This window comes from Variovorax sp. 160MFSha2.1 (assembly GCF_048305075.1).
Lineage (GTDB): Bacteria > Pseudomonadota > Gammaproteobacteria > Burkholderiales > Burkholderiaceae_C > Variovorax > Variovorax guangxiensis.
In genome coordinates, this window is sequence record NZ_CP157624.1 from 5,641,631 (window position 1) to 5,661,756 (window position 20,126).

Annotated in this window: 23 protein-coding genes and 4 tRNA genes; 14 read left to right on the forward strand and 13 right to left on the reverse strand. The window is 66.7% G+C overall.

The genetic code is table 11. The features are described 5' to 3' along the window. From ABL838_RS25890 to ABL838_RS25920, 7 genes are all read left to right on the forward strand, one after another. Positions 1–276: a hypothetical protein gene (locus ABL838_RS25890; protein ID WP_418122579.1), complete on the forward strand. Its 276-nt coding sequence runs from the start codon at positions 1–3 to the stop codon at positions 274–276. Further along, entirely contained in the window at positions 273–446 is a 174-nt protein-coding gene (locus ABL838_RS25895; protein ID WP_418122581.1) for a hypothetical protein, read from the forward strand. Before ABL838_RS25890 ends, ABL838_RS25895 begins: the two co-directional genes overlap by 4 nt. Continuing rightward, positions 443–1,069 (forward strand): DUF4406 domain-containing protein, encoded by a 627-nt coding sequence (locus tag ABL838_RS25900; protein WP_418122583.1) that lies wholly within the window; start codon positions 443–445, stop codon positions 1,067–1,069. Before ABL838_RS25895 ends, ABL838_RS25900 begins: the two co-directional genes overlap by 4 nt. 3 nt (positions 1,070–1,072) lie before the next feature. Continuing rightward, the gene (locus ABL838_RS25905) at positions 1,073–1,384 is read left to right on the forward strand and encodes a hypothetical protein (RefSeq protein ID WP_418122585.1); all 312 of its coding nucleotides are present in this window, start codon (positions 1,073–1,075) and stop codon (positions 1,382–1,384) included. Between the two features lie 95 nt (positions 1,385–1,479). Next, positions 1,480–1,875 (forward strand): hypothetical protein, encoded by a 396-nt coding sequence (locus ABL838_RS25910; RefSeq protein ID WP_418122587.1) that lies wholly within the window; start codon positions 1,480–1,482, stop codon positions 1,873–1,875. Continuing rightward, positions 1,875–2,666 (forward strand): DNA-methyltransferase, encoded by a 792-nt coding sequence (locus ABL838_RS25915; protein ID WP_418122588.1) that lies wholly within the window; start codon positions 1,875–1,877, stop codon positions 2,664–2,666. Before ABL838_RS25910 ends, ABL838_RS25915 begins: the two co-directional genes overlap by 1 nt. Then, positions 2,663–2,929: a helix-turn-helix transcriptional regulator gene (locus ABL838_RS25920; RefSeq protein WP_418122590.1), complete on the forward strand. Its 267-nt coding sequence runs from the start codon at positions 2,663–2,665 to the stop codon at positions 2,927–2,929. The genes ABL838_RS25915 and ABL838_RS25920 overlap by 4 nt, the downstream gene beginning before the upstream one ends. Here ABL838_RS25920 and ABL838_RS25925 read toward each other — a convergent pair. From ABL838_RS25925 to ABL838_RS25955, 7 genes are all read right to left on the reverse strand, one after another. Continuing rightward, positions 2,926–4,164: a tyrosine-type recombinase/integrase gene (locus tag ABL838_RS25925; protein ID WP_418122592.1), complete on the reverse strand. Its 1,239-nt coding sequence runs from the start codon at positions 4,162–4,164 to the stop codon at positions 2,926–2,928. The two genes, ABL838_RS25920 and ABL838_RS25925, sit on opposite strands and share 4 nt — an antisense overlap. Before the next feature lie 142 nt (positions 4,165–4,306). Continuing rightward, a tRNA-Ser gene (locus ABL838_RS25930) sits at positions 4,307–4,394 on the reverse strand. A 32-nt stretch (positions 4,395–4,426) separates the two neighbouring features. Beyond that, positions 4,427–5,689 (reverse strand): radical SAM family heme chaperone HemW, encoded by a 1,263-nt coding sequence (hemW, locus tag ABL838_RS25935; protein WP_418122594.1) that lies wholly within the window; start codon positions 5,687–5,689, stop codon positions 4,427–4,429. A 14-nt stretch (positions 5,690–5,703) separates the two neighbouring features. Next, entirely contained in the window at positions 5,704–6,303 is a 600-nt protein-coding gene (gene rdgB, locus ABL838_RS25940) for an RdgB/HAM1 family non-canonical purine NTP pyrophosphatase (RefSeq protein WP_418122596.1), read from the reverse strand. A 19-nt stretch (positions 6,304–6,322) separates the two neighbouring features. Further along, positions 6,323–7,054: a ribonuclease PH gene (rph, locus tag ABL838_RS25945; RefSeq protein ID WP_418122599.1), complete on the reverse strand. Its 732-nt coding sequence runs from the start codon at positions 7,052–7,054 to the stop codon at positions 6,323–6,325. A gap of 40 nt (positions 7,055–7,094) precedes the next feature. Next, positions 7,095–8,000, reverse strand: a complete 906-nt coding sequence (locus tag ABL838_RS25950) for a PP2C family protein-serine/threonine phosphatase (protein ID WP_126025048.1) — start codon at positions 7,998–8,000, stop codon at positions 7,095–7,097. A 4-nt stretch (positions 8,001–8,004) separates the two neighbouring features. Next, positions 8,005–9,012, reverse strand: coding sequence for a serine/threonine protein kinase (locus ABL838_RS25955; RefSeq protein WP_126025049.1), 1,008 nt, complete (start codon positions 9,010–9,012; stop codon positions 8,005–8,007). Positions 9,013–9,103: 91 nt separating this feature from the next. Here ABL838_RS25955 and ABL838_RS25960 point away from each other — a divergent pair, with 91 nt between their 5' ends. From ABL838_RS25960 to ABL838_RS25975, 4 genes are all read left to right on the forward strand, one after another. After that, positions 9,104–10,027, forward strand: a complete 924-nt coding sequence (locus tag ABL838_RS25960) for a YicC/YloC family endoribonuclease (RefSeq protein WP_126025050.1) — start codon at positions 9,104–9,106, stop codon at positions 10,025–10,027. 20 nt (positions 10,028–10,047) lie between these two features. After that, complete coding sequence (gmk, locus tag ABL838_RS25965; RefSeq protein WP_093209718.1) at positions 10,048–10,668, forward strand: guanylate kinase; 621 nt, start codon at positions 10,048–10,050, stop codon at positions 10,666–10,668. Between the two features lie 44 nt (positions 10,669–10,712). Then, positions 10,713–10,916 (forward strand): DNA-directed RNA polymerase subunit omega, encoded by a 204-nt coding sequence (gene rpoZ / locus ABL838_RS25970; RefSeq protein ID WP_007835875.1) that lies wholly within the window; start codon positions 10,713–10,715, stop codon positions 10,914–10,916. Positions 10,917–11,009: 93 nt separating this feature from the next. After that, positions 11,010–13,265 carry a RelA/SpoT family protein gene (locus tag ABL838_RS25975; protein WP_418122600.1) on the forward strand — a complete coding sequence of 752 codons (2,256 nt, stop codon included), beginning with the start codon at positions 11,010–11,012 and terminating at the stop codon, positions 13,263–13,265. A gap of 23 nt (positions 13,266–13,288) precedes the next feature. Here the strand turns inward: ABL838_RS25975 and greB are convergent, their stop codons facing one another. From greB to hrcA, 5 genes are all read right to left on the reverse strand, one after another. Next, positions 13,289–13,867, reverse strand: coding sequence for a transcription elongation factor GreB (greB, locus tag ABL838_RS25980; RefSeq protein ID WP_369660915.1), 579 nt, complete (start codon positions 13,865–13,867; stop codon positions 13,289–13,291). A 55-nt stretch (positions 13,868–13,922) separates the two neighbouring features. Next, a tRNA-Arg gene (locus tag ABL838_RS25985) sits at positions 13,923–13,999 on the reverse strand. A gap of 116 nt (positions 14,000–14,115) precedes the next feature. Next, positions 14,116–14,192: transfer RNA gene (locus ABL838_RS25990), tRNA-Arg, on the reverse strand. A gap of 83 nt (positions 14,193–14,275) precedes the next feature. After that, positions 14,276–14,352: transfer RNA gene (locus tag ABL838_RS25995), tRNA-Ile, on the reverse strand. A gap of 31 nt (positions 14,353–14,383) precedes the next feature. Continuing rightward, the gene (gene hrcA, locus ABL838_RS26000) at positions 14,384–15,391 is read right to left on the reverse strand and encodes a heat-inducible transcriptional repressor HrcA (RefSeq protein WP_126025053.1); all 1,008 of its coding nucleotides are present in this window, start codon (positions 15,389–15,391) and stop codon (positions 14,384–14,386) included. A gap of 31 nt (positions 15,392–15,422) precedes the next feature. Here hrcA and ABL838_RS26005 point away from each other — a divergent pair, with 31 nt between their 5' ends. The 3 genes from ABL838_RS26005 (at position 15,423) to rapZ (ending at position 19,055) form a co-directional block, all read left to right on the forward strand. Continuing rightward, the gene (locus tag ABL838_RS26005; RefSeq protein ID WP_126025054.1) at positions 15,423–16,334 is read left to right on the forward strand and encodes an NAD kinase; all 912 of its coding nucleotides are present in this window, start codon (positions 15,423–15,425) and stop codon (positions 16,332–16,334) included. Between the two features lie 163 nt (positions 16,335–16,497). Further along, on the forward strand, positions 16,498–18,180 hold the full coding sequence (gene recN, locus ABL838_RS26010; RefSeq protein ID WP_418122601.1) for a DNA repair protein RecN: 1,683 nt from the start codon (positions 16,498–16,500) through the stop codon (positions 18,178–18,180). Beyond that, positions 18,177–19,055, forward strand: a complete 879-nt coding sequence (gene rapZ, locus ABL838_RS26015; RefSeq protein ID WP_418122604.1) for an RNase adapter RapZ — start codon at positions 18,177–18,179, stop codon at positions 19,053–19,055. The genes recN and rapZ overlap by 4 nt, the downstream gene beginning before the upstream one ends. Before the next feature lie 27 nt (positions 19,056–19,082). On the opposite strand, the gene mutY is transcribed toward rapZ, so the two are convergent. Continuing rightward, positions 19,083–20,114 (reverse strand): A/G-specific adenine glycosylase, encoded by a 1,032-nt coding sequence (gene mutY / locus ABL838_RS26020; RefSeq protein ID WP_418125913.1) that lies wholly within the window; start codon positions 20,112–20,114, stop codon positions 19,083–19,085. Between the last annotated feature and the right edge of the window lie 12 nt (positions 20,115–20,126).

Sequence of the window (20,126 nt, forward strand, 5' to 3'; positions counted from 1 at the left end):
ATGCCACGCACCAGCACCGCTGCCGTCGTCCAGATCGCGCAGCACAAACCCTACGCACCGCCGATGGCGCACAAGGTGCACATCACCGCGCCCTACCTGCCCGCCTGCGCCACCGACGTGCGCGCCACCATCGAGCGCGTGCGCGGCCTGCTCGAAGCCCAGGCCACCGGCCGGCGCAAGCCGCGCCGCGTCGACGCGCGGCCGGTGCAGCAGGCCGACATGTTCCCCTCGACCGTCGTGCGCCTCGCCGCCGTGCAGCAACGGAGGGCCGCATGAACGCGCATCGCCTCAACCACCACGACATCCAGGCCGTGAAGACCATCGAGGAGCGAGCCAGGCGCAAGGCGCGCGCGGCGCGCATCGCCGATCGCATCACGCTGGTGGGCTGCGCGCTGGCCACGCTGGCACTGCTCGCCCTGGGCCTGACGGGAGGCCTCGCGCATTGACCGCCGCACCCAACTCCCTGCGCGCCGGCCGCGTCTACATCGCAGGCCCAATGACCGGCTACGCTGAACTCAACTTCCCGGCGTTCCATGCCGAGGCCAGGGCCCTGCGAGTCGCCGGCCTCGAAGTCATCAACCCAGCCGAGATCAACGTCGACCCGAACATGGGCTGGAGCGCCTGCATGCGTGCCGACATCGCGCAACTGGTGACGTGCGACCGGATCCACCTCTTGCCCGGCTGGTCGAAAAGCAAGGGCGCATTGCTCGAGCACCACGTCGCGAGCGCGCTGGGACTGCTGGTCACGCTGGCGGAAGGTGCCGAGAGCATGCCGGAGCAATTCAGCTTCAAGGGCAGTGCCGACGAGTTCGTAAGCCAGTTCCTCAACCGCGTAGTGCTGGCCGCCGATGAGGCTGACGCCTGGGCCTCGTGCGCCGTGACAAGTGTCAGCCACGAAGCCGCGCTGGCCATCTGCGAGAACGTCGCGAACTACCACCAGACCCAGCTGCGGGCGGGGCTTCATGCCAACGGCTATCACACGGTGGTGACGCAGGCCCACGGGTACCAGTACCTCGGCGCACGCCGGTGCATCGAGGCGATTCGAATCGCGGCTCGGGCGGAGGGCTGAACGATGCGGAAGAAGTCTCCCAAGCTGTGCCCGCTCGCGCAGCACATCGTGAAGATGCTGGCCGAGTCCGACCGTCCAGGCCATGGCCCCAGCTATGCCACCGGCAAGGCGTTCGAACTGAAAGACCTGTCGACCAGCGACGCGCTGATGTGGGCGGGTCGCAACCTCGACAGTCGCAACCAGGGCGAGCTGGTCGACGTCATCAGGAAAGCGTCCGGTCGCGACCTCGACGCCGCAGATTTGGCCGCTGCGGCACGGGTCGGACAGGCTGTCGCCGCCCTGCCGACCATCGATCTGCTGGAGCTGCTGCTGTGAGGCGCGCGAGGAACCGCCTTCGCCGCAACAGTGGCGAACCGTGCCACAGCCATCCGGTCGCAACCGCGGTCGCGAAAGCGAGGATGGCCAGTCACATGACCACCGTCAGCATCGCCGTCTACATGACGGCCGACGGCGAGCCGGCGCGCGATCTTCTCTCGCACCTGGGATGGGTGATCGGCATTGGAGCCGAGATCGCCGCCGCGGTCGCACCCGGTCTCCCGCAGGCGAAGCGGCTGCACGCCGCGCTGCGCACGGTGATCCAGCTCGGCATCGACGACGCATGGCAGGCGGCGCAAGCCGGCGTGCTGTCTGACGCGGCCAACGAGGCGAGCGCCCTGCTGATCGCGAATCCCGGCATCGGGGTGGAGCACATCTCCAGCGGCGACTACATTGCGGCGCGGATACGCGATGGCGTGGCGCGACTCACCGACGTGGCCGGCGCAGAGATCTACGCAGACGCCGGCATCGCCGAGAAAGGCGGTGCTTGATGCGCGTCGAAACCATCGGCGGCGCCACGCTGTACCACGGCGAAGCCCTCGAAGTACTGCAGGCTCTCATGCCTGGAACGGCCGACGCCGTCATCACCGATCCGCCTTACTCCAGCGGCGGCGCCTTCCGTGGCGATCGCGCGCTGGACACGAAAGCCAAGTACCTCAGCACCGGATCCGGCAACCATGAGAAGACGTCGGACTTTGGTGGCGACAACCGCGATCAACGGTCATTCCATTTCTGGTCGACGCTCTGGTCAGCGGCTGCGCTTCGTGCATCGAAGCCCGGCGCCCCTGCGGCGTTCTTCTCGGACTGGCGGCAATTGCCTGTCTCGTCCGACTACCTGCAGGCCGGTGGGTGGGTGTGGCGCGGAGTGGTGCCATGGGTGAAGAAGTCGCCGCGGCCGCAGATGGGGCGCTTCACCTCAGCCGCCGAGTACGTAGTCTGGGGTTCAGCGGGGCCGATGCCAGTCGATCGCGGCGTCGGGTGCCTGCCTGGCTTCTACGAATACCACGCCCCAACCGATCGCGAGCACGTGACGCAGAAGCCGGTAGCGCTGATGGCCGACATGGTCGAGATCTGTGAGCCGGGCGGTTTGGTTCTGGATCCGTTCATGGGCTCGGGCACCACCGGCGTGGCCGCACTCAAGCTGGGCCGCCGGTTCATCGGGTGCGAGCAGAGCCTGCAGTACTTCGACATCGCGTGCCGGCGCATCGAGGAAGCGCTCGAGAGCATCTTCGCTCAAGAGCGAAGCCGCCCCGTACAGCTCGATTTGGGAGGGCAGACATGAGCACAAAGCAGGTTCTTTCCGCATCTAGCAGTCAGAGTTCGCGTACGACCGCAGGAGCCGCCCCGCTGATCTATCGCAAGAACATCGTGCTTGCGAAGTTCGGGATCTCAGAAACCACGCTGCGGCGCTGGATGTCCAGCGAGAGGTTTCCACGCCCGCGGCAACTCGGCCCGCGTGCCGTTGGCTGGGTCGCGGCCGAGGTCGACTCTTGGCTTGAAGAACGGCCGGTGGCGTCCACCACCAGCTCTTCCAGCGACGACTAGGACCTCCGGCGCTTCCGCTTCGGCGGGGGCGCCGGCATGCAGTAGTCGGCCCAGTCTTGCATCATCGCAAGGCGCTTGGCGAGCATGTCGCCGCGGCGGTAGGCCGCTTCCACCTTGCTTTCGATAGCGTGCGCCAAGGCCATCTCGGCCATCTCAGGCGGATAGTGGGTGTGCTCTGCGGCCCAATCTCGAAAGGTCGACCGAAGGCCGTGCGGCACACAAACCCGGCCGGCTGCATCCAGAAAGTTCAGCCGCCGCATGCACGCGGTCAGCGACATATCCGATAGCGGCTGCATCTTCCGGCCGGGAAACACCAGATCGCACTGCTCGTAGCGGGGCATCGATTTAAGCAGTTCGATGGCCTGCGTGGAGAGCGGCACCCGGTGCGGCCTCTTTCCCTTCATCCGTTCGGCTGGCACATCCCATTGCCCGGCCTCAAGGTCGAACTCTGGCCAGCGCGCGCCCCTGATTTCCCCAGAACGGCCTGCCGTCAGCACCTGAAAGAGAAGGGCCTGCGCGCTCACCCCTTCGACCGCCCGGAGTGCCGCAACCGCGTCGGCCACCTTCGCGACCGGCACCGCCGGGTGATGCTTCACCTTCGCGATCTTCTCTGGCTTGGGCAGCAGCTTGTCCAGGTGCCCGCGCCATGCGGCCGGGTTCTCTCCCTGCCGATGGCCACGCGTCTTCGCCCAGTCGAGCACCTGCTCTATCCGGCCTCGCAGACGGCTGGCTGTTTCGGTCTTGGTGCGCCAGATCGGATCGAGCACGCGCAAAACCTCATCCTGGCCGATAGCCGAAACGTCGAGCTGTCCGATCACGGGCTCAGCGTATGTCTCTAGCGTGTTTTCCCACTGCTGCCGATGCTTTGGGTTACGCCATTCGGACTCTTTCGCTGCAATGAAGCGCTCGCAGGCGACCTTGAAGGTCAACGCCCGAGCTTGAGAAGCCAAGGCAGCCTTTTTGACGGCGTCGCGCGCTTCGATGGGGTCCACCCCTTCATCGAGCAGCTTGTGGGCCTCCCGTGCCCGCTCTCGCGCCTGCGCGAGCGGCACCGCCGGAAAGCTGCCAAGGCCCATGCGCCGCCGTCGTGCCCCGAACTTGAAGCGAAGAATCCACGAGCGCGAGCCGTCGATGATCTGAAGGTACAGGCCTGGGATGCCGCCGACGTTGTGATCGCCCTCTTCCCTCAGGCGCCCCACTTCCAGCGCAGACAGTTCACGAGATCGCTTGGGCATTGCTTCCTACCGGCCATCCAACAGGCCATCCCCGTAGCACTTTCACGGCGTGTTACGGTCGCTTGGGGCGGCCAAGTATAGGCATTCCCCCAATGAAAAACGCGCCCTGAGGCGCGTTTCGGTGCGTGAAAAAAGTTATTCCTGGCGGAGAGTGTGAGATTCGAACTCACGGACGCTTTCACGTCGGCAGTTTTCAAGACTGCTGGTTTAAACCACTCACCCAACTCTCCGGAGCCGGCGATTTTATGCCGACCGTGGCGCCCTACTCCTCGTCGGGCAGGAACATGGCCTGCAGGTCGCTCAGGAAGTCGAGGCCGCGCTCGGTCGGCCATACGCGGAACAGGTCTCGGGCAATGAGGCCCTTGCGCTCGGCCTCTTCGAGGCCGCGCTGGATCGACGTCATCGCCAGCCCGGTGCGTTCGCTGAACTGCGGCAGCGTGAAGCCCTGTTTCAGCCGCAGCGCATTCAGCATGAATTCGAACGGCAGGTCTGCCAGCGCCACTTCGTCGCTCTGCGACACGGCGGCGCCGGCGCGTGCGTTATCCATATACAGGCGCGGTTCGCGAAAACGCACCTGCCGCACTATGCGGTGCGCGAAGCTCAGCTTGCTGTGCGCGCCGGCGCCGATGCCGAGATAGTCGCCGAACTGCCAGTAGTTGAGGTTGTGCGCGCACTGGTGCCCCTCGCGCGCATAGGCCGAGATCTCGTAGCGCGACATGCCGCTGGCACTGGTGCGCTCGGTGATGCGGTCGAGCATGGCGTAGGCGATGTCGTCCTCGGGCAGCGTCGGCGGAAACTTGGCGAACCAGGTGTTGGGCTCGATGGTCAGGTGGTAGACCGAGAGGTGCGGCGGCGCGAGCGACAGGGCCTGCGAGAGGTCGGTCTCGAGGTCTTCGAGGGTCTGGCCCGGCAGCGCGTACATCAGGTCGAGATTGAAGGTGTCGAAGGCGCTCGCGGCTTCCTCGAGCGCGGCGATGGCCTGCGCGCGGTCGTGCACGCGGCCCAGCGCCTTCAGGTGCTCGTCGTTGAAGCTCTGCACGCCCACCGACAGGCGCGTGACGCCGGCCGAGCGGTACGCACGGAAGCGGTTGCGCTCGAAGGTGCCGGGGTTGGCCTCGAGCGTGATCTCGCAATCGGGCGTGAGCTTCAGGCGTGCGCGCACGTCGCTCAGCAGGCGGTCGATGGCCTGCGGCGAGAACAGGCTGGGCGTGCCGCCGCCGATAAAGATGGTGTGGACGCTGCGGCCCCAGATGAGCGGCAAGGCGGCATCGAGGTCCGCCACCAGCGCGTCGATGTAGGCGGCTTCGGGAATGCCGTCGATGTCGGCCGCGCTGGCGGCGCGCCATTCGTGCGAATTGAAGTCGCAGTACGGGCACTTGCGCAGGCACCACGGCAGGTGGATGTACAGCGACAGCGGCGGCAGCGCGCTGAGCTGCAGCGGGCCGGGGCGCATCCAGTGCAGGACGTCGTTGGCGTGCTGCGCGCCGGCGGGCTGCGCCGGCTGAATCGGGAAGGTGGTAGCCATCTATCGACCGCCGGTCAGAACCAGCGCTCGCGCATCAGCACCAGCATGGCCTGTGCCGCGCGGCCGCGGTGGCTGTTGGCATTCTTCACCTCGGACGTCAGCTGCGCGAAGGTCTTGCCGAAGGACGGCAGGTACATGACGGGGTCGAAGCCGAAGCCGTTGTCGCCGATGGGCGCGGGAGCGATCTCGCCGACCACGCGGCCCACGGCGACGAGCGGCTCGGGGTCGTCGTGGCTGCGCAGCGCGACCAGCGTGCTGACGAGCGCGGCGCGGCGGTTGGCGACGCCGTCGAGCTGCTCGAGCAGGGCCTTCACGTTGTTGGCGTCGCCCTTGGCGTAGCCGAACTGCGTGGCGTAGTAGGCGGTATCGACGCCCGGCAGGCCGCCGAAGGCATCGACGCACAGGCCGGCGTCGTCGGCGATGGCCGGCAGGCCGGTGGCGGCGCTGGCATGGCGCGCCTTGGTCAGCGCGTTCTCGACGAAGGTACGGAAGGGTTCTTCAGCCTCGCTCACCCCCAGCGCCGACTGCGGCACGAGGGTGACGGCGAGCTCCGCGAACAGTTGCTGGAGTTCGGCGAGCTTGCCCGCGTTGTTGGAAGCCAGAACCAGTTTCATGAATTCGCCAGTGGATGCGTCAGTTGGAGAGCAGTGCCTGCTTCTGCAGTTCCACGAGTTCGCCGATGCCCTTCTCGGCCAGGCCGAGCAGGATGTTCATTTCTTCGCGCGTGAAGGCCACGCCTTCGGCCGTGCCCTGCACTTCGACGAAATGGCCGGCGCCCGTCATGACGACGTTCATGTCGGTGTCGCAGGCCGAGTCTTCGGTGTATTCCAGGTCGAGCAGCGGCGTACCGCCGACGATGCCGACCGAGATGGCCGCCACGTGCCCCTTGACGGGCGATGCGGCAATGGCGCCCGAGGCCAGCAGCTTGTTGACGGCATCCTGCGCCGCGACGAAGGCGCCCGTGATGGCCGCGGTGCGCGTGCCGCCGTCGGCCTGCAGCACGTCGCAGTCGAGGTGGATGGTGCGTTCGCCGAGCGCGGCGAGATCGAACACGGCGCGCATCGAGCGGCCGATGAGACGCTGGATTTCCTGCGTGCGGCCGGTCTGCTTGCCCTTGGCGGCCTCGCGGCTGCTGCGGGTGTGGGTGGCGCGCGGCAGCATGCCGTATTCGGCCGTAACCCAGCCTTCGCCGCTGCCCTTCTTGTGCGGCGGCACTTTTTCCTCGACGGAGGCGGTGCACAGCACGCGGGTCTGGCCGAACTCGATGAGCACGGAGCCTTCGGCGTGGATGGTGAAACCGCGGGTGATGCGCACCGGGCGCAGCTGGTCGGCGGCGCGGCCGCCGCTTCGTGTGAAAGCAGTCATTGTTCGGGAACCGGAAAAGAAAAAAGAAAGAAGGCCGCGCTCAGGTCTTGCGCGCCGCCGATCTGCGGATGGCTTCGTTGATCTCGGCGATGGAGCGCTCGATGGCGTCCTCGTCGAGGTCGTCGATCTCGTTGTCGGAGGGCATGCCGGCCTGGATGGTCGAGGCGAAGACGCCGTCCTCGATGGTCTCGGTGGAAACGCCGCTGCGGTCGTCCGCGCTGTCGGGCATTTCCCATTCGAGCGCGATGAGCGTGACGTTGTCGCTGTGGGAGCCGCCCTTGCGCAGGGCCATCTCGGCGAGGTCGGGGGCAGCGTCGGACACGGGCTTGCCGGAGGAAAGCGTGTGCACGATGAGTTCGTCGTCGAGCACGCCCCAGACGCCGTCCGAGCACAGCATGATGCGGTCGCCGCGCTGCAGCTGCAGCGGCGCCGAAACGTCGAAGAGCGGCGTGGTCGGCGAGCCCAGGCAGGTCAGCAGCAGGTTGCGGTTGACGGGCATGTCGGAGCCATGCGGCTTCGGGCGTTCGGCGTGCGAATGGTCGCGCGTGCGCACCAGCAGGCGGCCGTCGCGCACGACGTACAGGCGCGAATCGCCGCAGTGCATCCAGGTGGCGGCGTTGTTCTGGAGCACGGCCGCCACGACGGTGGTGCGCGGCGTGTCGAGCATGGCCTTGTGGCTCGCGTAGCGCATGATCTGCTGATGCGCAGCCATGGCCGATTCGGCGAGGAAGGATTTCACGTCCTTCACCATCGGGCGCGCCTCGCGCTGGTAGAGCGCGGCAATGGTCTGCAGCGCGAGCTGCGCCGCCACTTCGCCTTCCGGGTGGCCTCCCATGCCGTCGGCCAGCACGAACAACCCCGATTCCCGCGTGTAGCAATAGCCCATGCGGTCTTCGTTCTTGAGACGCCCGCCCTTGCGGCTGACCTGGAAGACGGAGAATTTCATGATGTCATGCAGGGCGCGTGGTCGGCGCGGCAGCCTTGGGCAGGGCCTTCTTGTCGAAGGAGCGGATGTTGTCGATCGACAGGCGCACTTTCTCGCCCACCGTGAGCTTGGTGTAGCGGCGCTCGCCCTCGCGGCTGAGCTCCTTCTGCAGCGCGAAGACCGACTGCGGGCGCGACAGCGGGTCGAGCGACATGCACCACTCGACCACTTCGATCAGGTTGTCGGAGTAGACGCCGCGCAGCCGCGAGAGCGACAGGCTGAGGCGGTCTTTTTCGATGCGACGGGGCGCGTCGTTGGGCGGATAGCCCTGCATGCAGGCGTAGATGCAGGCGCCGATGGCGTAGATGTCGGTCCAGGGGCCCATGGACGAATCGCGCCGGTACATCTCGGGGGCGGCGAAGCCTGGGGTGTACATCGGGCGGATGAAGATGCCTTCCTTGCTGAGCACTTCGCGCGCGGCGCCGAAGTCGATGAGCACGGCGCGGTCGTCGTCGGTGACGAAGATGTTGGCCGGCTTGATGTCCAGGTGCAGCATCTTGTACTGGTGGACGATGCGCAGGCCGCGCAGGATCTCGTCGAAGAGCGAACGGATGGTCGACTCGCGGAACACCTTCTGCTTCTTCAGGTCACGCGCCGTGACCACGAAATCCTGCAGGGTCGCGCCCTCCAGGTAATTCATGACCATGTAGACGGTCTCGTTCTCGCGGAAGAAATTGAGCACGCTGACCACCGACGCGTGCGAGATCTGCGCCAGCGAGCGCCCTTCCTCGAAGAAGCTCTTCAGGCCCAGCCGGTACAGCGACAGTTTCTCCGGCGGCACCTGTGGCGCAAGCTCGCCCGGACCCCGCGTGGCCAGCGACGACGGCAGATATTCCTTGATGGCCACCTGCTGGCCGCTGGAATCGATGGCGAGGTAGACGACCCCGAAACCGCCCGCGGAAAGCCGGCGTACAACGCGGTAACCACCAATGACCGTATCGGGCGGCAGGGGCGTAGGCTTGACCTTTGACATAATCCGGGAGTTTCGCCCGAAGGCGATGGTGCGGCAAGCGAACGCCGTGCCGGCGCCTCGGAGCATGCAAGCAAAACCACAGTGAGGCGCAATGCCAGTTTACAGCATGACCGGCTACGCCAGCGGCCAGAACGGGCCCGCAGGCAGCCACTCCGAAGCCGAAGCACGGCCTTCCGCCGCGGGCCGGCTCGGGGTTGAAATCCGCTCGGTCAACAGCCGCTTCCTCGATCTCACCTTCAAGCTGCCGGAAGAACTCCGCCAGCACGAAACCGCCCTGCGCGAACTGCTCACGGCCAAGCTCAAGCGCGGCAAGGTCGAAGTGCGCGCCGCCATCGAAAGCACCTCTTCCTCGGGCGTGGTCGAACCCTCCGTCAAGCTGCTGCAGCGGCTCAATGGCGTGCAGGACAGCATCAAGGCATGGCTGCCGGGCGCACGCGAACTCAGCGTGGCCGACGTGCTGCGCCTGGCCGGCGGCGACAGCGCCACGCGCGGCGATTGGGGCCCCGACCTGCTCGACGTGACAGGCAAGGCGCTCGAAGGCCTGATCTCGGCCCGCCAGCGCGAAGGCGCCCGGCTGGCCAAGATGCTCGAAGCCCACCTCGCGCAACTGCGCACCCTGGTGCAGCAGGCCGGTCCGCTGGTTCCGCAATTGGTCGAACAGCAACGCACCCGGTTCCTGGAGCGCTGGCAGGAAGCCATGGGCCTGAGCGCCGGAACGGGCGGCACGCCGCCCGAGGCTGCTCAAGACCGTGCACTGACCGAAGCGACCGCGTTCGCCATCCGCATCGACGTGGCGGAAGAGCTCACCCGGCTGAACTCGCATCTCGACGAGATCGAGCGCCTGCTCAAGAAGGGCGGCGAGATCGGCAAGCGCCTCGACTTCCTGATCCAGGAGCTGCACCGCGAGGCCAACACCCTGGGCTCGAAGTCTGCGGCGCTGGAACTCACGCGCATCGGCGTGGACATGAAGGTCCTGATCGAGCAGATGCGCGAGCAGGTCCAGAACATCGAATGACGACGAAGACGAGCGAGAGAATGGACTACCCCGGCAATATCTTCGTGGTGGCGGCGCCCAGCGGCGCGGGCAAGTCGAGCCTGGTGAAGGCGCTGATGGAACTCGATTCGGCGGTGCAGCCTTCGGTGTCGCACACGACCCGGTCGCCGCGCGGACAGGAAAAGCACGGCCGCGAATACTTTTTTGCCTCGCCGACGGAGTTCGACGCCATGATCGCGGCCGACGGCTTCGTGGAATGGGCCCATGTGCACGGCCACCGCTACGGCACGTCGAAGAAGGCCGTCGAGGACCGCATCGCCCAGGGGGCCGACGTGATCCTGGAAATCGACTTCCAGGGCGCGTTGCAGATCCGCAAGACCTTCGCCAATGCGGTCATGATCTTCATCCTGCCGCCCAGCTGGGAAGAACTGCGCTCCCGGCTCGAACGGCGCGGGGAAGACAGCGCCTCGGTCATCGAATTGCGCCTGAAGAACGCCGCCGAAGAGATGGCCCAGGCCGGGCAATTCGACTTCGTTATAATCAACGAGTTATTTGAGCGGGCACTTTTCGATCTCAAGGCGATCGTCCACGCTCAGCGGCTTCGGTATTCCGCACAACGCCGAGCGCGTGCCGACACCTTCGCCGCACTGAACATCCCCTGATTTCCGAGCCCGCCGCTCACCAGACCGACCGAAAGATCCTCATCATGGCCCGCATCACCGTCGAAGATTGTCTCGTCAACATTCCGAACCGCTTCCAGCTCGTCCTGGCCGCCACCTACCGTGCGCGCATGCTGAGCCAGGGCCACGCACCCAAGATCGAGAGCAAGAACAAGCCGGCAGTGACCGCCCTGCGCGAGATCGCCGAAGGCAAGATCGGCCTCGAAATGCTCAAGAAGGTGCCGGGCTGATCTGACGCAGCCCTGCAACGAAAAGGCACCGCAAAGCGGTGCTTTTTTTATGTCCGGACGCGTGCACACATCGGTCACGCTAAAGTGGTAGGCATGAGCGCGGTCGCCAAATCTCAGTCCCATGCCCCCAAAGGCACGCCGAAGCCGAGCCCGGCGGCGCTGAACGCGGCCGCAGCGAGCTTCGCCGCACTCACCGCTCGCCTGGACTACCTGAGCCCCGAAGACACCGAACTGGTCCGCCGCGCCTACCGCTTCGCGGACGAGGCGCACCTGGGGCAGCTGCGCAACAGCGGCGAGCCGTACATCACCCACCCCATCGCCGTGGCGGCGCAGTGCGCCGAATGGAAGCTCGACGCCCAGGCACTGATGGCCGCCCTGCTGCACGACGCCATCGAAGACTGCGGCGTCACCAAGCCTGAGCTCATCGAGCGCTTCGGCGCCCCGGTCGCCGAACTGGTCGACGGGCTCACCAAGCTCGACAAGCTGCAGTTCAACACCCGCGAGGAAAACCAGGCCGAGTCCTTCCGCAAGATGCTTCTGGCCATGGCGCGCGATGTGCGCGTCATCCTGGTCAAGCTGGCGGACCGCACGCACAACATGCGCACGCTGGCCGATGCACCGCGTGAGAAATGGGGCCGGATCTCGCGCGAAACGCTCGACATCTACGCGCCCATCGCGCACCGACTGGGGCTGAACCAGACCTACCGCGAGCTGCAGGAGCTGTCGTTCCGGCATCTGAAACCGTGGCGTTATGCAACGCTGTCCAAGGCCGTCGCCAAGGCCCGCGGGCGCCGGCGAGACCTGATCCAGAAAGTGCAGAAGGAGGTCGAGGCCGCCTTTTCCGCCGCCGGGATGATGCTGCGGATCGCCGGCCGCGAGAAGACGCTCTATTCCATCTACCGCAAGATGGAAGAAAAGCACCTGAGCTTCGCCCAGGTGACCGACATCTACGGCTTCCGCCTGATCGTGCCGAACGTGATCGCCTGCTACACCGGGCTCGGCATCCTGCACCAGATGTACAAGCCCCTGCCGGGCAAGTTCAAGGACCACATCGCGATCGCCAAGCTCAACGGCTACCAGTCGCTGCACACCACGCTCGTGGGTCCGGCCGGCGTGAGCGTCGAGTTCCAGCTGCGCACCGAGGCCATGCACGTGGTGGCCGAATCGGGCGTGGCCGCCCACTGGCTCTACAAGGCGGCCGAGCCGAATGCGGCCAGCAACGACCGGCTGGGCACCAAGTGGCTGCAGTCGCTGCTCGACATCCAGGACGAGACGCGCGATGCGGCCGAGTTCTGGGACCATGTCAAGGTCGACCTGTTTCCCGACGCGGTCTACGTCTTCACGCCCAAGAGCCAGATCATGGCGCTGCCGCGCGGGGCGACGGTGGTTGATTTCGCCTACGCCATCCACAGCAACATCGGCGACCACACCTCGGCCGCGCGCATCAACGGCGACCAGGTGCCCCTGCGCACCGAGCTCAAGAACGGCGACGTGGTCGAAGTGATCACCGCGCCGGTTTCCACGCCCAATCCGGCCTGGCTGGGCTTCGTGCGCACCGGCCGCGCGCGCTCGAAGATCCGCCACTACCTGAAGACGCTGGCGCATGCCGAGTCCGAAGGGCTGGGTGAAAAGCTGCTCGCTCAAGCGCTGCGCGCCGAGGGGCTGAGCAAGCTGCCCGAGGAAGACGAAGAGCACCAGGCGCTGTGGGAGAAGCTGCTGCGCTTCACCGGCAACCGCACGCGCTCCGAGTTGCTGACCGATATCGGCCTGGGCAAGCGCATTGCAAGCATCGTCGCCAAGCGGCTGGTAGCGATGCTGACCGAACTGGGCGAGCGGCCCGACGCGCTGCTGCTGAGCCGCGAGCGCTTCATCTCGCACGAAACGGTGTCGCAGGGCGCGGTCACGCTGGACGGCAGCGAGAACTCGTCGGTGCGCTTTGCGCTGTGCTGCAGGCCGATTCCCGGCGACTCGATCGTCGGGTATCTCGGCCATGGCGAAGGCCTGGTGGTGCACACGGAAGAATGCGGCGTCGGCCAGCGGCTGCGCCACAAGGACAGCGAACGCTTCTTCGCCGTCGAGTGGGCGGACGAGCCCACGCGTGCGTTCGAGACCGGGGTTGTCATCACCGTGCGCAACGACAAGGGCGTGCTGGCGCGCGTCGCGGCGACGCTGGCCGATGCGGAAGCCGACATCACGCACGTGGAAATGGCCGACGAGACTCCACAGGATTCGACGGATCTGCGCTTCGTGATCGCGGTGCGCGACCGTGCGCATCTGGATGCGGTGCTGCGGGCGGCGCGGCGCACGGCATCGGTGCTGACCGCTTCCAGGACGATTCCCGCGCCCTGACCCGATGGCCCTGCCGGGCCGGGCTACGAAGCTCCGGCCGGGCGCGGCGCCGGGTAGCTCACGGACAGGATCTCTACATCGTGCGCCCCGCCGGGCGTGACCAGCTTCACGACATCGCCTTCGCGCGACTTCAGCAGCGCCCGGGCGATCGGCGAGATCCAGCTGACCTGCGACTTCGCGCTTTCCGCTTCGTCGATGCCGAGGATCGTCACGCTGCGTTCATCGCCGGTCTCGTCGGCATAGAGGACGGTGGCGCCGAAGAAGACCTGATCGCGGCCATGGTGCACCGACGGATCGGTGACCTCCGCGATTTCGAGGCGCTTGGTGAGGAAGCGGATGCGCCGGTCGATCTCGCGCAGGCGCTTCTTGCCGTAGAGGTAGTCGCCGTTCTCCGAGCGGTCGCCGTTCTTGGCGGCCCAATGGACGGTCTCGACGATCTTCGGGCGCTCCTCGTCCATCAGCTGCAGCAGCTCGTCGCGCAGGCGCGCGTAGCCTTCGGGGGTGATGTAGTTCTTGCCGCCCGCAGGAAGCGGAGGCGAGGCACCGTCGGCGCCGTCGTCGTCTGCGTCGGAATCCGTTTCCTTGGTGAATGCCTTGTTCACGCCAAACCTCCAAAAGAAAAAAGCCCGCAACTCGCGTTGCGGGCTTTCTTTATAGTGGTGCGGCTGGCAGGAATCGAACCCACGACCCCTTGGTTCGTAGCCAAGTACTCTATCCAGCTGAGCTACAGCCGCACAGCTTGCGATTATAGCCCGCTTTAATGGCCATTCCCGAACTATTCGGGTTAATTGGAGCGAAAGACTAAAAAAGAAAAATGCCCGGAAGACGAATCTTCCGGGCATTTTCAAGATGGTGCGGCTGGCAGGAATCGAACCCACGACCCCTTGGTTCGTAGCCAAGTACTCTATCCAGCTGAGCTACAGCCGCGAAGCTTTCGATTATAGCCTGATTTTTGGCTGCTCCCCGAAAGCATGGCAAGACGTTGCAATATCGAATCGCCGAAGGGAGGGTGGTAGGCCGTGCTGGGCTTGAACCAGCGACCAACGGATTATGAGTCCGCTGCTCTAACCAACTGAGCTAACGGCCCACGCGGCACGATTCTATTCGCGCAACCGGGCCTACTTGCGATGGCTCAGCGCATTGGTCACCAGGCGCGACGTGATGTCGACAATCTGGATCATGCGCTCATACGGCATGCGAGTCGGTCCGATCACGCCGAGCGTACCCACGACTTCCCCGTCGACCTCGTAGTTGGCGCTGACGATGGAGAGCTCCTCGAACGGCACCACCTGGCTCTCGCCGCCGATGAAGATGCGCACGCCCTCGGCCTTGCTGGATACGTCGAGCAACCGCATCAGCTGGGCCTTCTGCTCGAAGAGTTCGAAGGCGCGGCGCAGTTGCCCCATGTCGCTGGAGAAATCGCTCACCGCCAGCAGGTTGCGCTCGCCGGAGATGACGACGTCGTCCTCCTGCGCCTCGGTCAGCACTTCCGAGCTGACCTGCACTGCCGCCTGCATCAGAGTGGCGATCTCGCCGCGCAGCTTTTCTATCTCGGACTGCAGCCGGTCGCGCACCTGTTCGATGGTCAGCCCGGCATAGTTCGCATTGATGTAGTTCGAGGCCTCGACCAACTGCGACTGCGAGTAATCGGCCTCCGGAAAGATCACCCTGTTCTGCACGTCGCCATCGGGCGAGACGATGATCACCAGCAGTCGCTTCTCCGACAGCCGCAGGAACTCGATCTGCTTGAACACCGACGCACGCCGCGGCGCCATCACCACGCCCACGAACTGCGACATGTTCGACAGCAGGTGCGCCGCATTGGCGATCACCTTCTGCGGCTGGTCGGGCGCGAGGCTGGGCGCGGTCATCTGCTCGCGCTGTGCCGTCAGCATGGTGTCGACGAAGAGGCGATAGCCGCGGTGCGTGGGAATGCGCCCGGCCGAGGTGTGCGGGCTGGCGATCAGCCCCAGCGCCTCCAGGTCGGACATGACGTTGCGGATGGTCGCCGGCGACAGATCGAGCCCCGAGGAGCGCGACAACGTACGCGACCCGACGGGCTGCCCATCGGCTATGTAGCGCTCGACGAGCGTCTTGAGCAGCAACTTGGCACGGTCGTCCAGCATTGCAAGATTTTAGTGTTGTAATTTGTGAGATATGACCTCACGCTTTCGTCACGTCGCCCTGATCGGCAAATACCAGGCTTCCGGCGCCCGGGCGCAGGCGGATGCGCGCGACAGCGTCATGGAAGGCATCGGAGCCTTTCTGGAATCGCAGGGTTGCACGGTCTATGTCGAGCGGCCGACGTGCGAGGAAGCCGATGCCGGCGCCCCCGCCCATCCGCGCTACGCCGCCCTCACCGTCGAGGAAATCGGCCAGCGCTGCGACCTCGGCCTGGTGGTCGGCGGCGACGGCACCATGCTGGGCATCGGCCGGCAGCTCGCGAGCTACGGCATTCCGCTGATCGGCATCAACCGCGGCCGGCTGGGCTTCATCACCGACATCCCGCTCGACAACTACCAGGCCACGCTGATTCCGATGCTGGCCGGCGAGTACGAGGAAGACCACCGCAGCCTGATGCAGGCCAAGGTCGTGCGCGACGGCGCCTCGGTGTTCGATGCCTTCGCCATGAACGACGTGGTCGTCAACCGCGGCGCCACCTCCGGAATGGTCGAGCTGCGCGTGTCGGTGGGCCGCCATTTCGTGGCCAACCAGCGCGCCGATGGCCTGATCATCGCCACGCCGACGGGCTCGACCGCCTACGCGCTATCGGCCGGCGGCCCGCTGCTGCACCCCGCGGTGCCGGGCTGGGTGCTGGTGCCGATCGCGCCGCACACGCTTTCCAACCGGCCCGTGCTGCTGCCCGACGCCGACGAGATCGTCATCGAGCTGGTCGGCGGGCGCGACGCCAGCGCCAATTTCGACATGCAGTCGCTCGCCTCGCTCGCCATCGGCGACCGCGTGGTGGTGCGCCGCTCCGATTTCCGCGTGCGCTTCCTGCATCCGCGCGGCTGGAGCTATTTCGACACGCTGCGCAAGAAACTTCATTGGAACGAGGGAGGCTCCTGAATGAAGCACACCCCCAGGCTGCGCGCACTTCGTGTCGCTTCGCCAACCCCCTTGCAGGGGGCAACACCGGCGGCCCGGCAAAGCCGGTTCCGCGGTGTTTCACAGCTCGAACCCTACAAATTCGCACAACGCCCCCTGCCCGGAACCTGGAGGAACAACTGAGATGGCATTGCGACGCATCGCACTGCGCGACTTCGTGATCGTGCGATCACTCGAACTCGACCTGTCCGGCGGCTTCACCGTGCTGACCGGTGAAACAGGCGCGGGCAAATCCATCCTGATCGACGCGCTGCAACTGGCGCTGGGCAACCGGGCCGATGCCGGCGCGGTGCGCGAAGGCGCCGAGCGCCTGGACGTGAGCGCCGAATTCGACGCCGACCCGGCCCTGGACAGCTGGCTCGACGAAGGCGGCTTCGAGCGCGGTGACGCACTGCTGCTGCGCCGCACCGTCGACCTGCAGGGCCGCAGCCGAGGCTGGATCAACGGCAGCCCCGCCACCGCCACGCAACTGCGCGAACTGGGTGATCGCCTGCTCGACATCCACGGCCAGCACGCCTGGCAGAGCCTGACACGGCCCGAGGCGGTGCGCGGCCTGCTCGACGCCTACGCGGGCGCGCGCACCGATGCGCTGGACGCCGCATGGCAGGCCTGGCGGCAGGCGCTCTCCACGCTCGAACACGCCCGCTCGGCGCAGGACTCGCTGCAGCGCGAACGTGAGCGGCTGCAATGGCAGATTTCCGAAGTCGCCAAGCTCGCACCGGGTGCCGACGAGTGGGAAGAGCTCTCCACCAATCACTCGCGCATCTCCAACGCGCAGGCGCTGATCGACGCGGCCCAGGGCGCCAGCCAGGCGCTGGAAGACGACGACAACGGCGCCCTCTCCGCGCTGCAGCGCGCGGCCACGCTGCTGCAGAACTGCGAGCACATCGAGCCCGAGTTCCGCGCGCTGGGCGAAGTGCTCGCCTCGTGCGTGGCCCAGGCCTCCGACGCCGCTCACACGCTGCACGGCTACCTGCGCGATGCCGACGCCGATCCGCAGAGCCTCGCCGAGCTCGACGAGCGCATGGGCCTGTGGATGTCGCTCGCGCGCCGCTACAAGCGCCCGCCGGCCGAGCTGCCGGCGCTGCTGGCCGGCTGGCAGGCCGAGTTGCAGGCGCTCGACGCGCAAAGCGATCTCGAAGGCCTGGAGCGTACCGAAGAGGCCGCGCAGCAGGCCTACATGAAGGAAGCCAAGGCGCTGGGCAAGATCCGCAAGCAGGCGGCACCCCGCCTCTCGCAGGCCGTCACCGACGCGATGCAGGGCCTGGGCATGCAGGGCGGGCGCTTCGAGGTCGAGCTGCAGCCACTCGCGCAGCCGGGCCGCGCCGGCCTCGAAGAGGTGGCCTTCCTCGTGGCGGGCCACACCGGCAGCACGCCGCGCGCCATCGGCAAGGTGGCTTCGGGCGGCGAGCTTTCGCGCATCGCGCTGGCCATTGCGGTCACCACCAGCCAGCTCGGCGCGGCGCAGACGCTGATCTTCGACGAGGTCGATTCCGGCGTGGGCGGCGCGGTCGCCGAGACCGTCGGCCGACTGATGAAGCAACTCGGCCGCGACCGCCAGGTGCTCGCCGTGACCCACCTGCCGCAGGTGGCAGCCTGCGCCGACCATCACCTGGTGGTGGCCAAGCGCCAGACAGCGGCCACCGGCGGCGACGGACCGCGCACCGAGAGCGGCGTATCTCGCCTCGACGACGACAACCGCGCCAGGGAAATCGCCCGCATGCTGGGCGGCGAAAAAGTCTCGCAGACCTCGCTCGCGCACGCGCGCGAGATGCTCGGCCACAAGACCTCGGCGACGGTGCAATGAGCCTCGCCCTCGTGCTCATCACGGGCATGTCGGGCTCCGGCAAGTCGGTCGCCCTGCATGCACTGGAAGACGCGAGCTACTACTGCGTCGACAACCTGCCGCCCGAGCTGCTGACCTCGTTCATCGCGCTGCAGCACGAGCAGCAGGCCACGCGCGTGGCGATTGCCATGGACGTGCGCAGCGGCGTCTCGCTGCCCATCGTTCCACAGCAGCTCGAGGCGCTGCGCCGCGACGGCGGCATCTCGCTGCGCTCGCTTTTCCTCGACGCGACCACCGATGCGCTGCTGCGCCGCTATTCCGAAACCCGCCGCCGCCATCCGCTCTCGCGCCAGGAAGGCCGCACCGACGTGCCCGAGCAGCACCGGGTGTTGACCCAGGCCATCGAGCTCGAACGCGAACTGCTGGCCGACCTGCGCGACGGCGCCGACGTGATCGACACCAGCCTGATCCGGCCGGCGCAGCTGCAGAGCTACATCAAGTCGCTGATCTCCGCGCCGCAGACGCCGCTCACGCTGGTGTTCGAATCCTTCGCCTTCAAGCGCGGCGTGCCGCTGGATGCCGACTACGTATTCGACGTGCGCATGCTGCCCAACCCGCACTACGTGCCCGCGCTGCGCCCGCTCACCGGCCGCGACGAGCCGGTGATCGAATGGCTGCGCGAGCACGACGACGTGGCGCGCATGTACGACGACATCGAGCAGTTCCTGGCGCACTGGCTCGACGCGCTGGCGCGCGACCATCGCAGCTACGTGACGGTGGCCATCGGGTGCACCGGCGGGCAGCACCGCTCGGTGTTCCTGGTCGAGCAACTGGCGCGTTCGTTCGGCGCGCGCTGGGGTGCGTTGAAGAGGCACCGCGAACTCGACGCGGGCTGACCAGCCAGGGGCGGGTTGGCTGGCTGGCTAAGCCTCGCCGCCTTCCAGCAGCTTGCGCATCGGAGCCGGCAGGCCCAGCCGGCTCCATTCATCCGCTTCGAACCAGCGCGCGGCCTCGCCCTGTGGCTGGCCGCCGTCGATCCGCACAGGGTGCAGGTGCAGGTCCTTGTGGGTCAGCACGTGCACGAAGGCCGGCAAGTCATGCACTCCGCGCCTTGCGGCCGGCAAGGCAGCAAGAAGTTCTTCGCGGCTGTCGAACACCGGCAGGCAGTAGAGCCCGGCCCAGATGCCCTTCGCCGGCCGCTTCTCCAGCCACACGCGCCCTTGCTCATCGCGCGCCAGCAGCACCCACAGCGACTGCGCGCTGCGCTTGAGCTTGCGCGTCTTGACCGGGTAACGCTCCGGCGCGCCTTCGCGCAAGGCCACGCAACTCTTCTGCACAGGGCAGATCATGCAGCTCGGCTTGCGCGGCAGGCAGACCGTGGCGCCCATGTCCATCACGCCCTGCGTGTAAGACGCGATGGCTTCCCTGTCATTCGCAGGCGGGAGCAGTTGCGTCGCCAGATCCCACAGCGCGCGCTCCTGCGCCGCCGAGGACATGTCGCCCGCGAAGCCGAGCACGCGCGTGAGCACGCGCTTGACGTTGCCGTCGAGGATCGCCACTCGCTCGCCGAAGCAGAAGGCCGCGATGGCCGCCGAGGTGGAGCGCCCGATGCCCGGCAGCGTGACGAGTTCTGCAGCGGTGCGCGGAAACTCCCCGCCGAATCGCGCGACGACTTCCTGCGCGCAGCGGTGCATGTTGCGCGCGCGGCTGTAGTAGCCCAGCCCGCTCCACAGGCCGAACACCTCGTCCTCGGTGCCCGCGGCGAGAGCCTTCACGTCGGGAAAGCGTTCGAGAAAGCGCGCGAAATAACCGAGCACCGTCGACACCTGCGTCTGCTGCAGCATCACTTCCGACAGCCACACGCGATACGGGTCGCGCGTGTTCTGCCACGGCAGTTGGCTGCGCCCGTGGCTGCGCTGCCAGCTCACGATCCGCGCGGCGAAATCCGGAGGCAATGGCTGGGTCGC